At 69.2% G+C, this 22,513-nt stretch carries 16 protein-coding genes; 6 read left to right on the top strand and 10 right to left on the bottom strand.

The genetic code is table 11. The annotated features are described in order from the left end of the window. Nucleotides 1-7 precede the first annotated feature (7 nt). Nucleotides 8-895, bottom strand: coding sequence for a coiled-coil domain-containing protein (locus Psi02_RS20090; RefSeq protein WP_203976329.1), 888 nt, complete (start codon nt 893-895; stop codon nt 8-10). Nucleotides 896-1,150: 255 nt separating this feature from the next. On the opposite strand from Psi02_RS20090, the gene Psi02_RS20085 reads away from it, so the two are divergent. Both Psi02_RS20085 and Psi02_RS20080 read left to right on the top strand, forming a co-directional pair. After that, nucleotides 1,151-4,192, top strand: a complete 3,042-nt coding sequence (locus tag Psi02_RS20085) for a M14 family metallopeptidase (protein WP_239095013.1) — start codon at nt 1,151-1,153, stop codon at nt 4,190-4,192. A 336-nt stretch (nt 4,193-4,528) separates the two neighbouring features. After that, nucleotides 4,529-5,965 carry an aldehyde dehydrogenase gene (locus Psi02_RS20080; RefSeq protein WP_203976327.1) on the top strand — a complete coding sequence of 479 codons (1,437 nt, stop codon included), beginning with the start codon at nt 4,529-4,531 and terminating at the stop codon, nt 5,963-5,965. 159 nt (nt 5,966-6,124) lie between these two features. Here Psi02_RS20080 and Psi02_RS20075 read toward each other — a convergent pair whose 3' ends face one another. Further along, entirely contained in the window at nt 6,125-6,880 is a 756-nt protein-coding gene (locus Psi02_RS20075) for an alpha/beta hydrolase (protein WP_203976325.1), read from the bottom strand. A 473-nt stretch (nt 6,881-7,353) separates the two neighbouring features. Between Psi02_RS20075 and typA the strand changes: the two genes are divergently transcribed. Both typA and Psi02_RS20065 read left to right on the top strand, forming a co-directional pair. Then, on the top strand, nt 7,354-9,207 hold the full coding sequence (typA, locus tag Psi02_RS20070) for a translational GTPase TypA (protein ID WP_203976323.1): 1,854 nt from the start codon (nt 7,354-7,356) through the stop codon (nt 9,205-9,207). Nucleotides 9,208-9,663: 456 nt separating this feature from the next. Beyond that, entirely contained in the window at nt 9,664-10,275 is a 612-nt protein-coding gene (locus Psi02_RS20065; protein WP_203976321.1) for a superoxide dismutase family protein, read from the top strand. A gap of 3 nt (nt 10,276-10,278) precedes the next feature. Here the strand turns inward: Psi02_RS20065 and Psi02_RS20060 are convergent, their stop codons facing one another. The 5 genes from Psi02_RS20060 to Psi02_RS20040 form a co-directional block, all read right to left on the bottom strand. Next, on the bottom strand, nt 10,279-10,905 hold the full coding sequence (locus Psi02_RS20060; protein WP_203976319.1) for a DUF2461 domain-containing protein: 627 nt from the start codon (nt 10,903-10,905) through the stop codon (nt 10,279-10,281). A gap of 57 nt (nt 10,906-10,962) precedes the next feature. Next, complete coding sequence (locus Psi02_RS20055; RefSeq protein WP_203976317.1) at nt 10,963-12,465, bottom strand: helicase HerA-like domain-containing protein; 1,503 nt, start codon at nt 12,463-12,465, stop codon at nt 10,963-10,965. Further along, nucleotides 12,462-13,277 (bottom strand): polysaccharide deacetylase family protein, encoded by an 816-nt coding sequence (locus Psi02_RS20050; protein ID WP_203976315.1) that lies wholly within the window; start codon nt 13,275-13,277, stop codon nt 12,462-12,464. Before Psi02_RS20050 ends, Psi02_RS20055 begins: the two co-directional genes overlap by 4 nt. 33 nt (nt 13,278-13,310) lie before the next feature. Then, the gene (locus tag Psi02_RS20045) at nt 13,311-13,616 is read right to left on the bottom strand and encodes a hypothetical protein (protein ID WP_203976306.1); all 306 of its coding nucleotides are present in this window, start codon (nt 13,614-13,616) and stop codon (nt 13,311-13,313) included. A gap of 142 nt (nt 13,617-13,758) precedes the next feature. After that, nucleotides 13,759-14,337 carry a helix-turn-helix domain-containing protein gene (locus tag Psi02_RS20040; RefSeq protein WP_203976304.1) on the bottom strand — a complete coding sequence of 193 codons (579 nt, stop codon included), beginning with the start codon at nt 14,335-14,337 and terminating at the stop codon, nt 13,759-13,761. A gap of 68 nt (nt 14,338-14,405) precedes the next feature. On the opposite strand from Psi02_RS20040, the gene Psi02_RS20035 reads away from it, so the two are divergent. Continuing rightward, complete coding sequence (locus Psi02_RS20035) at nt 14,406-15,242, top strand: EamA family transporter (protein ID WP_203976302.1); 837 nt, start codon at nt 14,406-14,408, stop codon at nt 15,240-15,242. Nucleotides 15,243-15,317: 75 nt separating this feature from the next. On the opposite strand, the gene Psi02_RS20030 is transcribed toward Psi02_RS20035, so the two are convergent. Further along, entirely contained in the window at nt 15,318-15,914 is a 597-nt protein-coding gene (locus tag Psi02_RS20030; RefSeq protein ID WP_203955584.1) for a sigma-70 family RNA polymerase sigma factor, read from the bottom strand. Nucleotides 15,915-16,176: 262 nt separating this feature from the next. Here Psi02_RS20030 and Psi02_RS20025 point away from each other — a divergent pair, with 262 nt between their 5' ends. Continuing rightward, nucleotides 16,177-17,247 carry a PLP-dependent cysteine synthase family protein gene (locus tag Psi02_RS20025; RefSeq protein WP_203976300.1) on the top strand — a complete coding sequence of 357 codons (1,071 nt, stop codon included), beginning with the start codon at nt 16,177-16,179 and terminating at the stop codon, nt 17,245-17,247. Between the two features lie 48 nt (nt 17,248-17,295). On the opposite strand, the gene ftsY is transcribed toward Psi02_RS20025, so the two are convergent. Both ftsY and smc read right to left on the bottom strand, forming a co-directional pair. Next, on the bottom strand, nt 17,296-18,471 hold the full coding sequence (gene ftsY / locus Psi02_RS20020; protein ID WP_203976298.1) for a signal recognition particle-docking protein FtsY: 1,176 nt from the start codon (nt 18,469-18,471) through the stop codon (nt 17,296-17,298). Nucleotides 18,472-18,783: 312 nt separating this feature from the next. Then, nucleotides 18,784-22,491: a chromosome segregation protein SMC gene (gene smc, locus Psi02_RS20015; protein ID WP_203976296.1), complete on the bottom strand. Its 3,708-nt coding sequence runs from the start codon at nt 22,489-22,491 to the stop codon at nt 18,784-18,786. Nucleotides 22,492-22,513 lie beyond the last annotated feature (22 nt).

The following is a 22,513-nucleotide window of genomic DNA, read 5'->3' as shown; positions in this document are numbered from 1 at the left end:
CGAACCCTCAGAGCACCGAGACGTGCACGTGGTCGTAGTGGTTGGCCGTGGTGCCGCCGCGGTCCTCCATCATCTTCCAGCCGCCCCCGGTGCGCATGTCGTAGATGCGCTGCTGCCAGATGATGTACATGATCCCGTACTGGCCGGCGTGGCTGATGCACCACTGGGCCAGGGCGTCGCCGCGCTCCTTGGCCACGGCGTCCGGCAGGCGGCCGCCCGAGCTCATCATGAAGTCGCAGGCCCGGCCCTTGCCGTGCTCGCCCGGGTCGCCGACGCGCAGGCATCCCACGCCGAACGGCATGGGGAACTGCGACATGATCGCGGCCCGCACGTTCACCAGGCGGCTGGTCAGACCCGACGCCGAGCCGGGGGTCTGAATGCCGAACTTGGCCATGCGCCGTTCGACGTCACGCCGCTGGGCCTGGAGCTCCTTGATGTTCTTCCGCAGCTTGGCGATCTCCGTGTCGGCGTCCTCGGTGGCCTTCTTGTGCTCCGCGATGAGCCGTTTGACGGTGTTGAGCTGCTCGGTCGTCTGGTTGGAGAGATACGACATCGTGGAGACGGTGCCGGGGTCGATCCGCATGCTGAACAACTGCGAGTCGTTGAGCCCGCCGCCCATGTACGACGTCTGGGCGAAGTCGCCCACCCGCTCCTCGGCCGCACGAAGATCGCTCTTGAGGTTCTTCGCCCGCGACGACGCCTTCTTGACGGCGGTCTGCGCGTCCTCGAGGCTGACGATCTCACCGCGATAGGCCTTGGTGAGCTCGGCGGCCTGCTTGGTCAGCTTGGCCAGCGAGGCCTGCTCGTCCGGCGCGGCCTGCGCGTAGGGTGCCGCGAACGTCCCGAGTAACGCGGTGGTCACCACCGCCAGCCCAATCAGGCGCCTCGGTCGCACGCGGCCTCCAATCCCATTCGGACCGAAACTATAGAAGGCGATCTTTACGCCTGCTACCAGAACGGGAGAAACTCATGCCCTATTAAGGAGGAATCTCATACTTTTTAACCATTTGTGAGGATTTTCCCTTGGGGTAGCCGTGACCAATTCGTGACTTACACGAGTCCTGACGTGACTTGCGGGTGATCTGACCGCAGGCGAGATTCGGGTGATCGTTCCCTACGAAGGGCCGTATCCATGTCCCGAAGACTGATCTTGTCAGTCCTTGCGGCCGGCGCACTGCTCGCGCCACTCATGCCGACCGCCGGTGCGCAGGCCGTCACCGCCGACCCCCTTCCACCCACGGACCGGATCGAGCTCTACGAACTGGACAGCCCGGCCGGGACCGCCGGCACGCTGACCCAGAAGGGCTTCGACGTCGTTCAGCAGAAGGCCGCGGGCGACAAGGAGCACATCGAGCTCACCGCCACCCCGATCGAGCTGAAGAAGTTGCAGACCCTCGGCTACAGGCCGCAGCCGGTCCGCAACCCCCAGGGTCAGACCCAGTTGCAGGCGGCCCGGGCGCAGGCCGCCGGCGGGTACACCGTGTGGCGGTCCTACTCCGAGAAGGGCGGCATCGCCGACCAGCTCCGCGCCATCTCCGACGGCAACAAGGACATCGCGAAGCTGCAGTCGATCGGCAAGACCATCCAGGGCAAGGACATCCTCGCCGTCAAGCTGACCAAGCTCGCCAGGGTCCTGCCCGACGGGGCCAAGCCGGCGGTGCTCTACTCGGCGACCCAGCACGCGCGCGAGTGGATCTCCACCGAGGTCGACATGCGCCTGCTGAAGTACCTGGTGGCCAACAAGTCCAAGCCGGACGTCAGCAAGCTGCTGTCCACGACCGAGGTGTGGTTCGTGCCGGTGGCCAACCCGGACGGCTACGACTTCACCTTCACCGAGGGCAACCGCCTGTGGCGCAAGAACCTGCGCGACAACGACGGCGACAGTGAGATCACCGGCAACGACGGGGTCGACCCCAACCGGAACTTCCCGACCAAGTGGGGCTACGACGACGAGGGGTCGTCCGGCGTCTACAGCAGCGAGACCTACCGCGGTACGGCCCCGGCCTCGGAGCCGGAGACGAGGGCCATGGACGGGCTGCTCAAGCGCCTGCGCCCCAAGGCCCAGGTCAACTACCACTCCTTCGGCCCGCTGCTGCTCTACCCCCAGGGCTGGCAGGTCGCCACCAAGACCGCCGACGACCCCGTCTACCTGGCGCTGACCGGAACCGACGAGAACCCGGCCGTCCCCGGATTCGACCCCGGCGTGGCCGCCGAGCTGTACACGACCAACGGCGAGACCACCGACCACGCGCACGCGAAGTACGGCACGCTCGCCTGGACTCCCGAGCTCGATGAGGGGTGCGAGGGCTGCGGGTTCGTCTTCCCCGACGACGAGGCGCTGGTCCAGGCCGAGTTCGAGAAGCAGCTGCCTTTCGCGCTCGACATCCTCAAGTCGGCTCCAAACCTGGCCAAGCCGGTCAGCCACCTCGGCAACACCGTCCCCGACTTCGTGGTCGACAAGTTCGGCGTGAGCTACGGCAAGGACCAGGTCGTCCAGGTGGACGCCCAGCGCAGGCTCGGCCCCGTCCTGCTCCGGTACCAGATCAACGGAGGGATCGCGCGGGTCGCCGCCACCTCCGAGTGGAAGGGCGGCGAGCGCTACGGCGACGGCTACGACACCTACTTCCACCAGCTCCGCGGCACGGTCAAGGGCGCCAAGCCCGGCGACAGCGTGAAGGTGTGGTTCACCTCGCTCACCGGCAAGAGCGAGTCGTTCACCTACAAGGTGTCGGCTGACATCGGCGGCAAGGTGCTCATCGTCGCGGCGGAGGACGTCACCGGCGCCAGCCCGGTTCAGGGTGTGACCGAGGCGAAGTACGCCGACGACTACGCCACGGCGCTGTCGAAGGCCGGCTACAGCTCCGACGTCTACGACGTCGACAAGAACGGCCGCACCGCGCCCCACCCGCTGGGCGCGCTCAGCCACTACAAGGCCGTCGTCTGGGAGACGGGCGACGACATCATCCCGCGCGCGGCCACCCAGCCGGGCGGCACCGCCGCGAACCTCGCCGAGGCGCTCGAACTAGCCTTCCGCGACTACCTCAACGAGGGCGGCAAGCTCCTCACCACCGGCAAGTACGCCCTGTACGCGCAGAACGTCAACAACGCGTACTGGTACGAGCCCGACTACCCGGGCCAGCCCGAGTGCACCACGGGGACCAAACCGCCGTGCCTCGCGCTGAGCAACGACTTCGTGCAGTACTACCTGGGCGCCTACACCTTCGTGGACGGCGGAGGCCAGGACGGCGACGGGAACACCCTCCCGCTCAAGGGCACGGCAGGCGCGTTCAACGGCTTCCTCGGCACGCTGAACGGCGGGGACTCGGCGAACAACCAGGACCACACCTCGACCTTCGTGACGACCTCCTCGGTGTTGTCCCAGAAGAAGTTCCCGCAGTTCGCCAGTTCGGCGCCGCTGAAGTGGCAGTACAGCTCGGGAGCGCCCTTCAGCCCGCACACCGGCGCATGGGACGCGCAGAGCGGCCAGGCCGACGTGTCCTGGAAGCGCCTGACCCGTACGGTCGACCTGACCGGGAAGACCAGCGGGAACCTGTCGTTCTGGACGTCGTACAACACCGAGCCGAACTGGGACTTCCTGACCGTCGAGGCGCACACCGTGGGCCAGGACGACTGGACGACCCTGCCCGACGCCAACGGGCACACCTCGGGTGAGCCCGGTGACAGTTGCGCCTCCGGTTGGGTGGACATCCATCCGTCCACCGCGCACTACCAGACCTTCGACGGCGCGACCTCGTGCACCGGCACCGGCACCACCGGCTCGTGGCACGCGGCCTCCGGTTCGTCGAACGGCTGGCAGCAGTGGTCGATCGACCTGACCGCGTACGCGGGCAAGCAGGTCGAGGTGTCGATCTCCTACATCAGCGACTGGGGCACGCAGGGCCTCGGCGTCTGGGTCGACGACACCAAGGTCACGGCCGACGGTGCGACCGTCTCCGAGACCTCCTTCGAGGGCGACCTCGGTGGCTGGACGGTCGCGGGGCCGCCCGCCGACTCGTCCGAGGCTCCCAACGACTGGACGCGCAGCGACCAGTCACTCGAGGACGGGGCCGGCATCACCACCAAGGACACGGTCTACTTCGGCTTCGGCGCCGAAGGAGCGACCACCCAGGCGATGCGGACCGACCTGGTCAAGCGCTCGATGACCCACCTGCTCCACCCCACCCTCCCGTAGTCCCGCACCCGTACGGCTCCCGCTCCTTCTGGGGCGGGAGCCGTACGGCTCTCCGGGTGCCCCGGCTCATGCTCGGCTCAGGCTCAGCTCAGGCCCGGCTCATGCTCAGCTCAGCTCAGGCTCTGCTCAGGCCCGGCTCAGGCCGGCGAGCCGGACTCGCCGCATGCGACACCCGCTCCGAAGCCCCCGGCGCCGGGGTATTGCCAACGACCGACAGAACATGATTCGGTCTCACTGAGCGCGCGGGGACTTGTGACGTCCGGCGCGCGAGAACAGACTTGTCCAAGCAAGCGTTCGCTCAAATTCGTGAGGCGCGCCCGACCAGGAGGCAGGGACATGCTTCAGCACGACACGCTATTCATCGGGGGCGATTGGGTCGCCCCCGCGGGCACCGGCACCATCGACGTCATCTCCCCCCATACCGAGGAAGTCGTCGGACGCGTGCCGGACGGCACCCCTGCCGACATGGACCGGGCGGTGGCCGCCGCCCGCGAGGCCTTCGACAACGGGCCCTGGCCGCGTATGACCATGGCCGAGCGCGCCGCGGTCGTCGGGAAACTGGCGGAGATCTACGCGTCCCGCCAGGCGGAACTCGCCGACGTCATCACCCTCGAGATGGGTTCCCCCATCACGTTCTCGCAGCTCGCGCAGGCTCCCCAGCCGCTCGGCATGCTCCAGTACTTCGCCGGCCTCGGCGCCACGTTCCCCGAGGAGGAGGAGCGGCCCGGGACGTTCGGCCCGGTCACCATCCGTCGCGAGCCCGTCGGCGTCGTCGCCGCGATCGTGCCGTGGAACGTCCCGCAGTTCGTGATCATGACCAAGCTGGCCCCCGCACTCGTCGCGGGCTGCACGGTCGTGATCAAGCCGGCTCCGGAGACGCCGCTCGACTCCTACCTGCTCGCCGAGATGATCAAGGAGTCGGGGATCCCCGACGGCGTGGTCAACATCGTGGCCGCCGGTCGCGAGGCCGGCGAGCACCTCGTCTCCCACCCGGGCGTCGACAAGATCGCCTTCACCGGCTCGACCGCCGCGGGCCGCCGCATCGCCTCGATCTGCGGCGAGCAGCTCAAGCGCTGCACGCTTGAGCTGGGCGGGAAGTCGGCCGCGATCATCCTCGACGACTGCGACCTGCCCTCGGCGATGGGCTTCCTGTCGATCGCCTCCCTCATGAACAACGGCCAGGCCTGCGTCGCCCAGACCCGCATCCTGGCCTCGCGCCACCGGTACGACGAGGTCGTCCAGGCCGTGGCCGACATGGTGACGAGCCAGGCCGTCGGTGACCCGGCGGACCCCGCCACCGGGATCGGCCCTCTGGTCGCCAAGCGTCAGCAGGAGCGTGTCGAGGGCTACATCCGGGCCGGTCTCGACGAGGGGGCCAAGCCGGTGGTCGGCGGCCTCGACCGGCCGTTCGACCGGGGATGGTACGTCGCGCCGACCGTGTTCGCCGGTGCGACGAACGACATGCGCATCGCCCGCGAGGAGATCTTCGGGCCGGTCCTGACCGTGATCCCCTACGAGGACGAGGGCGACGCGATCAGAATCGCCAACGACAGCGACTACGGCCTGTCCGGCACGGTCTGGACGGCGGACACCGACCACGGTGTGGACGTCGCCCGGCAGGTCCGCACCGGGACCTATGGCGTCAACATGATGAACACCATGGACCCGAACACGCCGTTCGGCGGTTACAAGGCCAGCGGGCTCGGCCGTGAGCTCGGCCCCGAGGGCCTGTCGGCGTACCTGGAGTACAAGTCGATCGCCCGCCTGGGCTGAGGATGAGCACCTCCCGGTCCTGTACGGCAGGCCGTACAGGACCGGGAAGATCGCCCAGCGCGCCCCCGCGACGCTGGGCCACACCCGCGGGTGTGCGCCGACCCCCCTTGATCGGCGGTGTGGATCCCCCAGGGACCCCTACGTTCACATAGACGACCCTTATTGGGATTTGGTTCGCGAAATCCACCGGCCAATTTTCCGGATCAGCTCAGGAGTCGCCGCAGCCTCGGCGTGGCCGTACCCCGGCTCGATCCACAACTCCTTCGGCTCCTTGGCGCCTTCGTACAGCTGATGGGCGTGGTCCAGCGGGAAGAACGGGTCGGCGTCCCCGTGGACGATCAGCAACGGCGTCGGCGCGATCAGCGCGGCGGCCTCGTGAGGCGGCAGCGGAACGGGATCCCACGTCCCGGTCGAGATCCGGGTGCGCTTGGCCAGCCGGGCCGCGAGACGTCCCGACCACTGCTCGATCGCCCAGTGGACCTGCCGCATCGGGCGGGTTCCCCGGTAGTACCAGCGGGCCGGGGCGCTGACCGCCACCACCGCGTCCACTCCCCCATGCAGGCCCGCGTGCCGTACGGCCACGGCGGCCCCCATGGAGAAGCCCACGGTCACGACCCGCTCGTAGCCGATCGACCGGGCGTGCTTGACCGCCGCGTCGAGGTCGAGGACCTCCAGGTCGCCGACGGTGGATACGCCGCCGGAACGTCCGTGACCCCGGAAGTCGAACGAGATCACGCCGCCGAAACCGGACAGGACATGGACGATGCGCCGCGTGGGACGCTCCCGCCACGAGCCCGTGAACCCGTGGGCGACGACGACGCCGAGATCGAGCGAACCGTTGGGCGTGTGCGACGCGTCGATCCTGATTCCGTCGGCCGTCCGCAACATCGCCCCGAAGGCAGGAGCAAAACCCATGTCGCCGACCTTATTTCCTCCCCCACCCCGATCTCAGAAGCCACCCCCACCCCACTCCCCGTGATCATGCACAAGTTCGGAGACGGGACACCTGACCAGCCAAAACACCCCGCGTGATCATGCACAGGTTCGCAGAAGCCCCTCGCCACCTGCCCAAACCAGATTCGTGATCATGCACAGATTCGCGAAAACCCCCCACGACCCGCGGCTTCATCGGCCGTGATCATGCAATCGGCAACGGCCGTCGAAGACGGGCCGCTACCAGGCCCAGCCGATCGCCCGTAGCAAACCCATAGCGAACTCGTAGCGAATACGCCGCTAAAACCGCAGGTCGTGGGGATTCCCGCTTCCACGGCACATGGTGGTAACGGGGATCAACTAAAATCGAATGGCCGCACTCCGCGGCGGATGTCCGTCTCGCCGAAGTTCCGGGACGCGGACGACACCCCGACGAACTAGAGCGAGACTCCACTATGCCTTTGAACAGCCGCGACGACCTGCGGAACATCGCGATCATCGCGCACGTCGACCATGGCAAGACCACGCTGGTGGACGCCATGTTGTGGCAGTCCGGGGCGTTCCGCGCCAACCAGGACGTCGACGAGCGCGTCATGGACTCCAATGACCTCGAGCGCGAGAAGGGCATCACCATTCTCGCGAAGAACACCGCGGTCAAGCACGGCGGAATGACCCTGAACATCATCGACACCCCCGGCCACGCCGACTTCGGCGGAGAGGTCGAGCGTGGCCTCTCCATGGTCGACGGCGTCGTCCTCCTGGTGGACGCCTCCGAGGGGCCGCTGCCCCAGACGCGCTTCGTGCTGCGCAAGGCCTTCGCCGCCAAGCTGCCGGTGATCTTGTGCATCAACAAGGTGGACCGGCCCGACGCCCGGATCGCCGAGGTCGTCGACGAGGTCTACGAGCTGTTCCTCGACCTCGACGCCACCGAGGAGCAGATCGACTTCCCCATCGTCTACGCCTCGGCCAAGGCCGGGCGGGCCTCGCTCAACCGGCCGCAGGACGGCGGCATGCCGGACGCCGACAACCTCGAGCCGCTGTTCGAGACGATCACCAAGACGATCCCGGCTCCCCTCTACGACCCGACCGCCCCGCTGCAGGCGCACGTCACCAACCTCGACGCCTCCAGCTACCTGGGCCGGATCGCGCTCTGCCGGGTCCACCACGGCACGATCAAGAAGGGGCAGCAGGTCGCCTGGTGCCGTACCGACGGCACGATCCAGCGGGTGAAGATCTCCGAGCTGCTCATGACCGACGCGCTGGAGCGCAAGCCCGCCGAGGAGGCGGGCCCGGGCGACATCATCGCCATCGCCGGCATCCCCGACATCATGATCGGCGAGACGCTGGCCGACCCGGACGACCCGCGGCCCCTGCCGCTGATCACGGTCGACGAGCCGGCGATCTCGATGACGATCGGCACCAACACCAGCCCGCTGGTCGGCAAGATCAAGGGCTCCAAGGTCACCGCGCGGATGGTCAAGGACCGGCTCGACAAGGAACTGGTCGGAAACGTCTCGCTGCGCGTGATCCCCACCGAGCGCCCCGACACCTGGGAGGTCCAGGGCCGTGGTGAGCTCGCGCTGGCCATCCTCGTCGAGCAGATGCGCCGCGAGGGTTACGAGCTGACCGTCGGCAAGCCGCAGGTCGTGACCAAGCTCGTCGACGGCAAGGTGCACGAGCCGGTCGAGCGGCTCACCGTCGACTGCCCCGAGGAGTACCTGGGGGCCGTGACCCAGCTGCTGGCCGTACGCAAGGGCCGCATGGAGCACATGACGAACCATGGCACCGGCTGGATCCGCATGGAGTTCGTGGTTCCCGCACGTGGCCTGATCGGCTTCCGTACGGAGTTCCTCACCGAGACCCGGGGAACCGGCCTGGTCCACCACGTGTTCGACGCCTACGAGCCGTGGTTCGGCGAGCTGCGGACCCGCAACAACGGCTCGCTCGTCGCCGACCGGTCGGGCCCCGTCACCCCCTTCGCGATGCTGAACCTGCAGGAGCGCGGGACGCTGTTCGTCGCTCCCACCACCGAGGTCTACGAGGGCATGATCGTCGGCGAGAACTCGCGCTCCGACGACATGGACGTGAACATCACCAAGGAGAAGAAGCTCACGAACATGCGCTCCTCCACCAGCGACGAGACGGAGAAGGTGATCCCACCGCGATCCCTGTCGCTGGAGCAGGCGCTGGAGTTCATCCGTGACGACGAGTGCGTGGAGATCACGCCGGAGACCGTCCGCATCCGCAAGGTCGTGCTCGACGCGGCCAGCCGCGGCCGCGCAACCGCGCGGGCCAAGCGCGTCAACTGACCCGGCGAACGGCCGGCCCTGGCGAGCGGCGCTCAGCCACGCGAGGACCCCGGTCGTGACCGGGCGACGAACCACGCAGCGACGCCCCTCGTGAACATGCCACCGCGCATGATCACGAGGGGCGTTTGCGCTGCTCAGACATCCTTCCGGCGAATGTGTGCATGATCACGGACAGAGTTCGCCCAGGCCAGAGCCTGGTTCCACGAATCCGTGCATGATCACGCTCGGAGTCTGCGCAGGTCAGGGCCGAATCCACGAGCCTGTGCATGATCACGCAGGGCGTTCGCGCCGCTCAGACACCTTGCCCACGAATCCGTGCATGATCACGCGGAGAAGGGGCGGGAGTCGGCAAGGTGGGGGCAAACGACGGTCTATGAGCGGCGTTTCCGGAGCTCTTCCCCGGTATCGACCGTGCTCTCCTGTGCCAGGTCACGAGCGCATACGGAGGAGCCGTCCATGCTTCGGAAAACCCATCTCGCCCTGGCCGCCAACCTCGTCATCTGCGTCGGCACGGGTGTCCTCGCACACGCGGAACCGGCCCGTCCCCCGGTGGGCCCGTCGGCCATCGCCGTGATCAAGGACACCGCCGGGACCGCGCTCGGCACCCTGCGGATCGAGCGATACGACATGACCAAGTCGCGGGTCACGGTCAACGTCCGCGGGCTGGCCCCCGGATTCCACGGCCTCCACATCCACACGGCGGGCGTGTGCGACCCACAGTCCGTGGACGCGACCACGGGCAGCCCGTTCTCCAGCGCGGGTGCCCACCTCGACCCCAGCGCCGGTTCGTACGGCATGGCCGCCGGCAACCTTCCCTCGCTGCTCGTGGCGGGCGACGGCACCGGCAACGCGTCCTTCGTGACCGACCGGTTCGCCATCGCGCAACTGGCGGACAGCGACGGCAGCGCGGTCGTCGTGCACGCGAAGGCCGACAACTTCGCCAACATCCCCACGCGCTACACCCACGCCTCCGACGCGACGGGCGCCATGGGGCCGGACGCGACCACGCTCAAGACCGGGGACGCGGGCGACCGGGTGGGCTGCGGCGTGATCAGGGTTCTCACCTGACGATCAGCTGAGGTGGATCCGCAGCCAGTCGACCAGCGGGGTCAATGAGCGCCAAGTGACCCGGACCCGGTCGAGGACCTCCGGAGTGTTGAGCCACAACTCCGGCTCGAATCGGCGGCCGGCGTGCAGCGACTTGTGCCGGAGCAACTCCAGACGGGGGTGGCCTTCAGGCGTCCCGCGCGGCCGGGTCTTGAGGCGGTCGCCGCCGACGGTCAGCTCCGGCGGCAGTTCGGCGATCGCGCACTCGAGCCTGCCGCCCGCCACATCGTCGTCGAGCGCGTCCCGGTAGCGGACGATCTGGTCTCCCCCCGCCCACCAGCCACCGGCCACGTAGAGCCCCTCGGCGTCGAGTTGCACGTAGTAGCCGATGCCGTCGACCCCGACCTGCACGTACGCGCCCTGGTGGGTCTTGTAGGGCGATTTGTCCTTCGCGAAGCGCACATCCCGGTTGGGCCGGAACAGATGCGGCGTCCCGAACTCGGGGGCCAGCTCGTCCATCAGCGCCAGCATCGGCGCCTTCACCGCGCTGTCGTAGAGACCCTTGTTGGCCGCCCAGTACGACTTGGAGTTGTCGGCGACGAGGCCCTCGTAGAAAATGAGCGCCTCATCAGGAAACCCGCTGAATCCCATGGCACCCACCTTCGCACGCCCCGCCGACAACCCTGCCGGGGCGAAGGCGACAGGCGGTCAGCGCCGACGTCTCGCGGTGCCGAAGATCGAGCGGGTGATCTCCCTGCCGAGGGCCGACGCGGCGGATCGGGTGAGCGATTTGAAGGCCGACGAGCCGAGGACTCCCTCCAGCACCGACTTCTCCTCGTGCCGCCGCGGCTCAGGCTCCCGTGGAGGCGCGCCGTAGGTGTCGGTGGACGCGGGCGCCGCCAGGCGGGCACTGAGCATCTCGTAGGCCGACTCGCGATCGATCGCCGTGCCGTACTTGGCGAGGAGCGGGGAGGCCGCGACGACTCCGCCGACCACAGCCGGGTCCGAGGGCGCCATCAGCGACTGCGGCGCGCACAGGCGGGTCCAGGCGACCGGTGTGGGGGCTCCCGTCTCCGAGAGCACGGTGACGACCGCCTCCCCGATGCCGAGCTCCGTGAGCAGCCTCTGCAGGTCGTACGGCGACTCGGGAAAGGTCGAGACGGTGGCCTTCAGCGCCTTGGCGTCCTGCGGCGTGAACGCCCGCAGGGCGTGCTGCACCCGGGCGCCGAGCTGGGCCAGCACGTCGGCCGGCACGTCCTTGGGCGTCTGGGTGACGAGGAAGACGCCGACGCCCTTCGAGCGGATCAGCCGCACGGTCTGCGTGATCGACTCCAGGAACGCCTTGGAGGCGTCGCTGAACAGCAGGTGGGCCTCGTCGAAGAAGAACACGAGCTTGGGCTTGTCCGGGTCGCCCACCTCGGGCAGCGCCTCGAACAGGTCCGCGAGCAGCCACATCAGGAATGTGGAGAACAACCGCGGCCGGTCCTGTACGGCAGGCAGTTCCAGGATGGAGACGACGCCCCGGCCGTCCGGCCCCTGCCGCAGCAGGTCACGGGCGTCGAACTCGGGCTCGCCGAAGAACGCGTCCGCCCCCTGCGCCTGGAAGTTGACCACGGCGCGCAGGATGACGCCCGCCGTCGCCGACGACAGGCCGCCGATGCCCTTCAGCACCTCGGGCGTCTCGGTCAGGTACGTGATGACCGCGACGAGGTCCTTCAGGTCGAGCAGCGGCATGCCGTGCTTGTCGGCGAAATAGAAGACCAGCCCGAGTGACGACTCCTGCGTCTCATTGAGCCCGAGAACCTTGGAGAGCAGGGTGGGCCCGAAGGCCGTCATGGTGGCGCGCAGCGGGATGCCTTCGCCCATGCCTCCCAGAGAGAAGAACTCCACGGGGCAGGCCCTCCCCGCCCAGGACTGGCCCACCTCGGCCGCCCGCTGTGCGGTGCGGTCGGAGGGGACGCCCGGCGAGGCCATCCCGGACAGGTCGCCCTTGACGTCGGCGAGGAAGACCGGCACACCCTGGGCGGACAACTGCTCGGCCATGAGCTGGAGCGTCTTGGTCTTGCCCGTGCCGGTCGCCCCGGCGACGAGCCCATGCCGGTTCATCATCGCGAGAGGGATCCGGATCGGTGACGAAGGATCGGCCGTGCCGTCGTCCTTCACCAGCGCGCCCAGTTCCAGCGCCGGTCCCGGGAAATCGTAGCCCTTCATCCGTTGTGGTACGCCTTTCCGGGAGTGAGGCTGCCGATGAGCTCGGAGACCGTCACGTACGTGAACTTCTTCCGGTCCAACTCGTCGAGGAGGCGCGGGAGCGCCTCGACGGTCGTGGGGTGGATGTCGTGCATCAGCACGATGTCGCCTGGTTTGGCTTCGGCGGAACGCTTGGCCACGAGTCCGGGGTTGCGGTCCCGCCAGTCGAGGGTGTCCACGTCCCACATGATCTGGGCGAGTCCCTCCTCCTTCGCCATCGCCTCCACCTCGTGGTTGGTCGACCCGTACGGCGGGCGCATCACGTGCATCCGCACTCCGGCGACCTGCTGGACCACGTCCTGCGTGCGCTGGAGCTCACGCCGGAGCGCCCCTTCCGACAGCCCCACGAGCGAGGGGTGATCCCACGAGTGGTTGCCCAGCTCGTGCCCCTCGGAGACCATCCGCCGGACGAAGTCGCGGGTGCCGTCGGTGACCATCTGGCCCAGCATGAAGAACGTGGCACGGGCACGGTGGGCGGCCAGGGTGTCCAGCACGTGGCCCGTGTTGTCTCCCGGCCCGTCGTCGAAGGTCAGCGCCACGCATTTCAGCTGACGGCAGTCGATGTTCCGGGGTGGCGGTGCCACCGGCATCCGCGGGCCGGGCCAACCGTGCTGCCGGGCCGCCAGCCTGCTGCCGAAGACCTGGGCGTCGAACTGGCCGCCCACGCGGAACGCGTGATGCGACTTCGAGGACGGACTCGGGACCGCGGACGATCTGGCCTCACCACATCCCGCGGCAAGCAGCAACGACAGCAGCACCAATCCGATCCGCATACGACCCCCCGGAGAGCTCGGGGGGCGCGGACGCTACGGATGCCCCTTGACCCCTTCCCCCCGGAGAACCTTGGCCAGGTCTTCCCACCAGGGCGGCTCGTGTGCCTTGAGCTCGGCATATCGCCGGGCGACCCGGATGGCGCATCCGACAGGGTCCGTACCCAGGTGCCGGCATTTCACGGCACCCTCCCGCCAACGGTAAAGACCCTCCCGGAAGCTGACGACCAGGCCGATCCACACCGAGAGGGTCACGTCGTCACCGATCTCGTACGCGTCGGGAACCCCGAGCAGGGCGAGCTCCGCGCGGAGTTTCTCCAGCGCGGCCTGCGACTCACTCACCCGCCACCACCCGCTGCCGGACACTCACGATCCGTCGCCGAAGAGAGGCACACAAAAAGGGATGTACCCAACCTTGAGCTGGCCCTCGCACACTCATGGTGTAATCATGAGACTCCGGAGCGTTACCGCGCAGGCGTACCCGTCAGTCATCAAGCCGTTCAGCGGGTTCGGTGACCACCATGACGAACCGGAGCGGGGCGCCGCCCTCGTTCGCGTAACGGTGGGGCCGGTCGGCACTGAAGACGACCGCTTCGTCCTTCCCCACGATGTGGCTCTTGCCGTACAGGCTGAGAGTGAGCTCGCCCTCGATGACCGTGATCATCTCGCGGGTCCCGGCGGGATGCGCGTCGCCGTCGTGCAGCTCACCCGGGCCGAGGTGCCAGTCCCACAGTTCGAGGATCGCGGGGGCGTCGGTGCCGACGAGCAGTCGCGCGGAGCCGCCCCCGCTGTGCTCGAACGTGACCACCTCGGACGCGTGGACGACGCGCACGACGGGGGTGTCGGAAACCTCGACCAGCCGCCCCACGGTCACGCCGAGCGCGTCGCCGATCCGGCTGAGGGTGTTCACGCTGGGGTTGGTCCTGCCCTGTTCTATCTGGATGAGCATGCCGCGGCTGACGTTCGACCGCGCGGCGAGCTCGTCGAGCGTCATGCCGCGGTGCGCGCGCTGGCCGCGGACATTGGCCGCGATGGCCGCGGCGAGGGTTTCCGGATCCGGCATGAGTACAGTCTAGTGATTCACATATACACTCCATTGCACTATCGAAAAGTCCATTGAGAGGCGATCAGGTGACAGCGGCTGCACTGGCGACGGCGTGCGCGGTGATCTTCGGGACGGCCGACTTCTTCGGAGGTCTCGCCACCAGGCGCTCGCGCGTGCTCGCGGTCGTCGTGTTCTCCCAGATCGGGGGGCTGCTGCTGATCGCGGCGCTGCTCGCCTTCCTGCCGGGGACCCTGAGTCCCGCGGCCCTGCTGTGGGGAATGGCGTCGGGCGTGGCCGGCGCCGTCGGAATCGTGATGTTCTACCGAGGCCTGGCCACCGGCGTGATGTCGGTGGTCGCCCCCACCACCGCCACCGCCTCGATGGCGGTGCCGGTGCTGTTCGGCCTGATCACCGGCGAGCGCCCGTCGATACCGGCCCTCGCGGGTGTGCTCCTCGGCCTGTTCGCGGTGACCCTGGTCAGCCGGTCCCCGAACGACCCCGCCGCAGGATCCCGGGCCGGCTCGATCCTCAACGCCCTCGCTTCCGGCGCCGGGTTCGGCGGCTTCTTCATCCTGCTGAAGCTGGCGCCGGAGGACGCCGGGGTCTGGCCGCTCCTCGGCGCCCGCATCGCGTCGATCACGCTGGTCGCGCTGCTCGCGGTCGTGACGCGCAGAAGTCTCCGCCCCATTCCGGGGACGCTGACGGTGACCGTCGCCGCCGGGCTGCTCGACATGGCCGCCAACGTGCTCTATCTCTTCGCCGCGCAGCGCGGCCTGCTGAGCCTGATCGCGGTCCTGGTGTCGCTCTACCCCGCGAGCACCCTGCTGCTGGCGCGATACGTGCTCGGTGAGCGGCTGAGCCCGGTGCAGATCACCGGGGTCGGCTTCGCCCTGGGCGCCGTCGCCCTCATCGCCGCGTCCTGACCCCCGGACATGCCGGTACGGCTGCCGCGACGCGACAGCCGTACCGAGGAGGAACCGCGGAGGAGGTGGAAGATCTCAGGCGGCCACGGCGGGCTCGGGGACGCGGACCACGCCCTCTTCACGCGCGTAGCCCTCGAGCATTCCGCGAAGCTGCCGGCGCCCGCGGTGGAGCCGGGACATCACCGTTCCGATGGGGGTGCCCATCCGGTCGGCGATCTCCTTGTAGGCGAACCCCTCGACATCGGCCAGATAGACGGCCATGCGGAACTCCTCGGGGAGGGACCGCAGGGCGTCCATCACGACGCTGTCGGGCAACTGGTCGAGCGCCTCGTTCTCCGCCGAGCGCAGGCCGGTCGAGGTGTGGGACTCGGCGGCGGCGAGCTGCCAGTCCTCGATGTCCTCGGCCGTGGAGAGCTTCGGCGAGCGCTGCTTCTTCCGGTAGTCGTTGATGAAGTTGTTGGTCAGGATCCGGTGCAGCCACGCCTTGAGGTTCGTGCCCTCACGGAACTGGTGGTAGGAGGTGTACGCCTTCGCCACGGTCTCCTGGACCAGGTCCTCCGCGTCGGCCGGGTTACGGGTGAGCCGCATGGCGGACGCGTAGAGCTGACCGGTAACCGGGACGACGTCGCGCTCGAACCACGCGTGTCGCTGCTCTTCAGTCATCGAGATCATCTCTTCCCCCTACGGAACTTCTCCCCCGTTACCCGTCCGGCATTGACCCATGCGAGAAGGCCTGGTTCATTTGCTGTCCCGGGCCATCGTCCCAGGCGAACCGTAAGCACGGTGTTAAATGTTTTACCTGTTCAGCGGGGTCGCTCAGGCTGGGTGCCCGGCACGGGCAGGTCACGTGCGGGCCGGACGAATCTCAGTAGCGTAACACTCCAGCCTCAATCCGGAGTAAAGTGTGGCAAACCTCACTCGCTAGAGTATCGGCATGAAACACGTGGACCGGCATGATCCCGGCATCAGAGCATGGGCCGCCGACGCCATCCTGGCCGTGGAAGCCGACGCGAACCGCAGTTGTGACACGCACCTGCATGTGTTCCCCCTCCCCTCCCACTGGGGTGTGGACCTCTACTTGAAAGACGAGTCGGTACACCCGACCGGTTCACTCAAACATCGGCTCGCCCGTTCTCTTTTCCTGTACGGCCTGGCCAACGGGTGGATCGGGCCGACGACGACGGTCATCGAGGCGTCCAGCGGATCGACCGCGGTCAGCGAGGCCTACTTCGCGCGGCTTCTGGGCCTGCCGTTCATCGCCGTGATGCCGGCCACCACGTCGCCGGAGAAGCGGGAGATCATCGAGTTCTACGGCGGCAAGTGCCACCTCGTCTCCGACCCCGGGGCGATCTACGAGGAGTCCCGGAGGCTCGCCGAGGAGACCGGCGGCCACTACATGGACCAGTTCACCTACGCGGAGCGGGCCACCGACTGGCGGGGCAACAACAACATCGCCGAGAGCATCTTCCAGCAGATGTCCCATGAGCGGCACACGGAGCCGGCGTGGATCGTGGTGGGAGCGGGCACCGGGGGCACGTCCGCGACGATCGGCCGCTACATCAGGTACCGCCGCCACACGACCCGCCTGTGCGTCGCCGACCCGGAAGGCTCGGCGTTCTTCCCGTCGTGGATCTCGGGAGACGATCTCACGGGCCCCGGTTCGCGGATCGAGGGAATCGGACGGCCCCGTGTCGAGCCGTCGTTCCTGCCCACGGTCATCGACCGGATGACCCACGTGCCCGACGCCGTCTCCGTCGCCGCCATGCACTGGGTGAAAGAGGTCACACGCCGCGACGTCGGCGGCTCGACCGGCACCAATGTCGCGGCGTCCATGGAGATCGTCAAGGAGATGCGCGCCCGGGGTGAGCGGGGCAGCGTCGTCACGTTGATCTGCGACGGCGGCGAGCGCTACCGCGACACCTACGGGAACGACCAGTGGCTCGCCGAGACGGGCCTCGACATCGAGCCCCACCTCGCCGAGTTCCGCAGGTTCCTGCTGAGCTGATCCCGAACGCCCGCGGGGCCGGCTCGGGCCCTGCGGCGAGGGTCGCCGTCAGTCGCCGAGGATGGCGTCGACGAACACCTCGGGGTCGAACGGGGCCAGATCATCGGGGCCCTCGCCGAGCCCCACGAGCTTGACCGGAACGCCCAGCTCACGCTGGACCGAGATCACGATGCCGCCCTTGGCGGTGCCGTCGAGCTTGGTCAGCGCGATGCCCGTGATGTTGACCACCTCGGCGAACACCTGGGCCTGGCGCATGCCGTTCTGACCCGTGGTCGCGTCGAGGACCAGCAGCACCTCGTCGACCAGCGCCCGCTTCTCGATCACTCGCTTGACCTTGCCGAGCTCGTCCATCAGGCCGGTCTTGGTGTGCAGACGCCCGGCGGTGTCGACGATGACGGTGTCGGCGTGATCCTCGAAGCCCTTGGCCACGGCGTCGAACGCGACGGACGCCGGGTCGCCGCCCTCCGGTCCGCGGACCACGGTCGCCCCCACCCGGTCACCCCAGGTCTGGAGCTGGTCCGCCGCCGCGGCGCGGAACGTGTCCGCAGCCCCGAGGACGACCTTGTTCCCGTCGCCGATCAGCACCCGGGCGAGCTTGCCCGACGTGGTGGTCTTACCCGTGCCGTTGACGCCGACGACCAGGACCACCGCAGGGCGTTCGCCGTGCGGCCGGACGTGCAGGGTGCGGTCGAGCTCAGGAGCGATCTGGGTGAGAAGCTCCTCGCGCAACATCGCCCGGACCTCGCTCGGCGTGCGGGTGCCGAGGACCTTCACCTTCGTACGGAGGTCCTCGACGATGGCCCGGGTCGGGGCCACACCGACGTCGGCGGTGATCAGGTTCTCCTCGATCTCGTCCCAGACCTCGTCGTCGAGCCGGTCACGCGAGAGCAGTTCGAGCAGCCCCTTACCGAACGCGCTCTGCGAACGGGCCAGGCGTCCGCGCAGGCGCACCATCCGGCCTGCGGACGGCGGCGGGACCTCGATCTCCGGTGCCTTGACGAGCTCCTCGGCGGGGGCCGGAGGGGGCAACGTCGTGGTCAGGCCGCCTTCTTGTTCGCCGAGGCCGCCGCCTTGCGGCTCCTCGGCGCCCGGGGCGCGGGGCGCCGGGGGCGCCTCCACCGTGGGGCGGTCCTTGGCCTTGGGCCGGAAAAGTAGGAACAGGCCACCGACCGCCAGCACGGCGACGACGGCCACGATCACGATGACGCCGAGGTAACCATCCACAAATGCAGTTTCCCAGACACACCGCACTGCTCCGGTCACCAAACCGCGTCAGATGCCTCCCGACCGACCACGTGGATCATGCGAGAGGACGCGAACCCCAGCCACCATGCGTGGGCCTCGAGCACGGACTTGTGTGGCAAGCGCCACCGTCACGCGAGGGGCGCGGCCGTTTCTGGACTGAGGAGTGAGCGGGGAGCGAGGAACGAGCGACCCCGAACGACGAGGGCTGTGTTCATGGCGCGCCTCCGGCACGACCGACGGCCTCTAAGGCGCCACGAGCCCGCGCGAGCGAAGCGAGCGCAATCAAGCACGTCACGCGTGCTCGCGCAGGCGCTGGCTCACCACCTGGGTGACGCCGTCTCCGCGCATGGAGACGCCGTACAGCGCGTCGGCGATCTCCATCGTCCGCTTCTGGTGGGTGATGACGATGAGCTGCGAACTTTGGCGCAGTTCCTCGAAGAGGGTCAGCAGGCGCTGGGTGTTGGTGTCGTCCAGCGCGGCCTCGACCTCGTCCATCACGTAGAAGGGCGAAGGACGGGCCTTGAAGATGGAGATGAGGAACGCCACGGCGGTCAGCGACCGCTCGCCGCCGGACAGCAGCGACAGCCGCTTGACCTTCTTGCCGGGCGGCCGGGCCTCCACCTCGACTCCCGTGGTGAGCATGTCGGACGGGTCGGTCAGCAGCAGACGGCCTTCACCACCGGGGAAGACCCGCTCGAAGATCTGGGAGAACTCCCGGGCCACGTCCTCGTAGGCCGCGGAGAAGACCTGCTCGACCCTGTCGTCGACCTCCTTGACGACGAGCAGCAGGTCCCTGCGGGTCTTCTTGAGGTCTTCGAGCTGCGAGGTGAGGAAGGCGTGCCGCTCTTCCAACGCGGCGAACTCCTCCAGCGCGAGCGGGTTGACCTTGCCCAGCTGGGTCATCTGCCTGTCGGCGGCTCGGGCCCGCTTCTCCTGCTCCTCCCGGACGTACGGCACCGGAGGGTCGCCGGGCACCGGGACGGCCGGGCCGTACTCGGAGATCAGCGGTTCCAGCTCGACGCCGTACTCCTCGAGGGCTCGCTGTTCCATCTGCTCGAGCCGCAGGCGCTGCTCGGTCCTGGCCATTTCGCTGCCGTGGGCGCGGTTGACCAGGGTGTCCAGCTCCGAGCTGAGCGCACGGACACGGAGCCGTATCGCCTTGAGCTCCGCGTCGATCTCGCCGCGCGCCCGCTCCGCCTCGTCCCGCTCGGCCGCGGCCCGCGTGAGTGAGGCCTCCAGCGCCTTCAGGGCGATCTGCGCCGCGCCGACGACACCGGCGGCGACTTCGGCCTGCCTGCGCCGTCGCTCTCGCTGGGCCGCCGCACGCGCGCGGTCGTCACGTTCCCGGCGGGCGGCGCGCATCAGCCCGTCGGCGCGGCCGGCGATGCCCCTGACGCGTTCCTCGGAGGTCCGGACGGTGAGCCTGGCCTCCATCTCAGCCTGGCGGGTCACCCCGACAGCGGCCGCGAGGTCGTCACGCGTGTCGGTGGTCGGCTCGGCCTCCAGCTCCTGGGCGTACTCCGCCTCGGCCAGCTGCTCCTCCAGCTCGACGACCGCCGCCTGGGCCAGCTCGCGGGCCTCTTCCCCGTCCTGTACGGCTTTCGCCAGCCGGGCGGCCTCGTCCTGGGCGGCCTTGACGGCGGCCTCGAGCCGGGCGAGTTCCCTGGCGGCGGCCGCCGCCTTCTGGTCGGCGTCCCGCTGGCGGCTCCGCAGCCGGTCGAGGACGGACTGGGCCGCGTTCAGCCCGGTCTGCGCGCCGTTGATGCCGTTCTGCGCCATGGTGACGTCGTTCTGCGCCTCGGCGACGCGCGCCTGGGCCGCGTCGACCGCCAGCTGGGCCTGTCCCTCGGCCGCCACGGCCTCTTCCAGCGCCAGCGCGTGCGCCTCCGCCGCCGTCTCGGCGGCGGCCAGGTCCGCGGCGGCCTCGTCGAGCGCGGCCCGGACCTGAAGCGGTGACGCCACGCTGCCGGAACCGCCGTGCGCCGAGTGCGCCCCGAGGACGTCTCCCGAGCGGGTGACGGCTCGCAGGCTCGGGTCGGCGTCCACGACCTTCCGCGCCGCGGCGAGATCGTCGACGACGACCACGTCCGACAGCAGGACGTCGACGGTGCCCCTCAGCGCCTCCGGCACGGTGACCAGTTCGGCGGCCCATTCCCCGCCGTCGACGGCGGGTCGCGCCGGGGTGGCCTGGCCGTCGGCGGCGATCAGCAGCGCCGTACGGCCTCCGTCGGCCAAGCGCAGGTGCTCCAGCGCGGCCACGGCGGCGTTCAGGGAGTCGACGGTGACGGCGTCGGCCATCAGGACCGCGGCGACGGCCGCCTCGGCCCCCGGCCGGACGGCGAGCATGGTGGCGATCGGGCCGAGGACACCGGGAAGGTCCGCCCCGAGCAGCGCGGCCGCCCCGTCGACGCCTCCGGCGAGGCTCATCTCCAGCGCCTCACGCCGTGCCCTGAGCCCGGCGAGGGCTCGTTGTGACTCCTGGTCGGCGGCCCGTGCCGTACCGACGGCGGACTTGGCGGCGCCGAGCGCCTCACGTGGCGCGGAGGCGGCGGCCTTGACCTGCGCCACGGCGGTCTCGGCCTGTTCGGCCACGCCCCGCGCCGCCTCGACGGCCGCCCTGGCGAGGTCGACGCCCTCCTGGGCCGCCTCGAACTCGGCGAGCAGTTCCGGATCCGCGGCGGGCTCGCCGAGCTCGTGCGCGTCGCAGTCAGCTTGCGCCCGCTCGGCCCGGTGGTGGGCGTCCTCCACCGCCTTGGTCAGGCGGCCGATCTCGTCACTCGCGGCGCGGGCACGGCTCCTGGCGGACTCCACCTGGCCGCGCAGCCTGGCGAGCGCCTCACGCCGGTCGGCGGCGGCACGGGCGGCGGAGGAGAGACGGCGCTCCTCCGAGGTCAGTGCCTCCTCGGCCTCCGCACGGATCTCCACGGCGGCTTCCAGCCGGTCACGTGCCTCGTCGAGCTCGTCGGACAGCGCCTGTTCCTGCTCCCGGATCTCGGCGGCCTCCCGCTCGAGATCCTCAGGGTCACGGCCGCGGCGTTCGATCGAGGCGGCGTCCGCGGCGTGCCGTCCCCGCTCGGCCGCGAGGCTCTCGACGCCGCGGAGCCTCTCCCTGAGCGCCGACAGGCGGTAGAAGGTCTCCTGTACGGCCTTGAGCCGGGGCTGGGCCTCGTTCTCCGCCGCCTCCAGCTCGGCCTCCCGCCGCTGGCCGTTCGCCAGATCGGTCTCGACCTGGGTGCGCCGGGCCAGGACGGCCGCCTCGTCCGCGGCCTCCCGCTGCAGGACCTCGCGCAGATTCACGACGTCGTCGGCGAGCAGGCGCAGGCGTGCGTCGCGCAGGTCGGCCTGGATGACGGCCGCCTTCCGGGCGATCTCCGCCTGCCGTCCCAGTGGTTTGAGCTGGCGGCGCAACTCGGTGGCGAGGTCCTGCACCCGGGTGAGGTTGGCCTGCATCGCGTCGAGCTTGCGAAGCGCCTTCTCCTTGCGCTTGCGGTGCTTGAGGACGCCGGCGGCCTCCTCGATGAACGCGCGGCGCTCCTCCGGGCCGGCATGGAGCACCTGGTCGAGCTGGCCCTGGCCGACGATGACGTGCATCTCGCGGCCGATGCCGGAGTCGGACAGGAGTTCCTGGATGTCGAGGAGGCGGCACGTGTCGCCGTTGATGGCGTACTCGCTCTGCCCGGACCGGAACATCAGCCGGCTGATCGTGACCTCGGTGTAGTCGATCGGCAGGGCGCCGTCGGAGTTGTCGATGGTCAGCGTCACCTCGGCGCGGCCGAGCGGCGGGCGGCTCGAGGTGCCCGCGAAGATCACGTCCTCCATCTTGCCGCCGCGCAGCGACTTGGCGCTGTGCTCGCCCATGACCCACGCGAGGGCGTCGACGACGTTGGACTTGCCCGAGCCGTTGGGGCCGACCACACATGTGATACCGGGCTCGAAACGCAGGGACGTCGCGGAGGCGAAGGATTTGAAGCCGCGCAGGGTGAGCGTCTTCAGATACACACGGCCCCCTCCCAGACGCCAG

This window comes from Planotetraspora silvatica (assembly GCF_016863315.1).
GTDB classification, from domain to species: Bacteria; Actinomycetota; Actinomycetes; order Streptosporangiales; family Streptosporangiaceae; genus Planotetraspora; species Planotetraspora silvatica.
The sequence above is the reverse complement of the archived record's forward strand: the minus strand, read 5'-3'. Positions and strand labels throughout refer to the sequence as shown.

Bases quoted from the DNA above. Each gene is read 5' to 3' on its own strand.
- Psi02_RS20080 (WP_203976327.1), top strand. From the start codon at position 4,529: ATGCTTCAGCACGACACGCTATTCATCGGGGGCGATTGGGTCGCCCCC.
- Psi02_RS20025 (WP_203976300.1), top strand. From the start codon at position 16,177: ATGAAACACGTGGACCGGCATGATCCCGGCATCAGAGCATGGGCCGCC.
- Psi02_RS20055 (WP_203976317.1), bottom strand. From the start codon at position 12,465: ATGAAGGGCTACGATTTCCCGGGACCGGCGCTGGAACTGGGCGCGCTG.
- Psi02_RS20040 (WP_203976304.1), bottom strand. From the start codon at position 14,337: ATGCCGGATCCGGAAACCCTCGCCGCGGCCATCGCGGCCAATGTCCGC.
- typA (WP_203976323.1), top strand. From the start codon at position 7,354: ATGCCTTTGAACAGCCGCGACGACCTGCGGAACATCGCGATCATCGCG.
- Psi02_RS20065 (WP_203976321.1), top strand. From the start codon at position 9,664: ATGCTTCGGAAAACCCATCTCGCCCTGGCCGCCAACCTCGTCATCTGC.
- Psi02_RS20060 (WP_203976319.1), bottom strand. From the start codon at position 10,905: ATGGGATTCAGCGGGTTTCCTGATGAGGCGCTCATTTTCTACGAGGGC.
- Psi02_RS20050 (WP_203976315.1), bottom strand. From the start codon at position 13,277: ATGCGGATCGGATTGGTGCTGCTGTCGTTGCTGCTTGCCGCGGGATGT.
- Psi02_RS20075 (WP_203976325.1), bottom strand. From the start codon at position 6,880: ATGGGTTTTGCTCCTGCCTTCGGGGCGATGTTGCGGACGGCCGACGGA.
- Psi02_RS20030 (WP_203955584.1), bottom strand. From the start codon at position 15,914: ATGATCTCGATGACTGAAGAGCAGCGACACGCGTGGTTCGAGCGCGAC.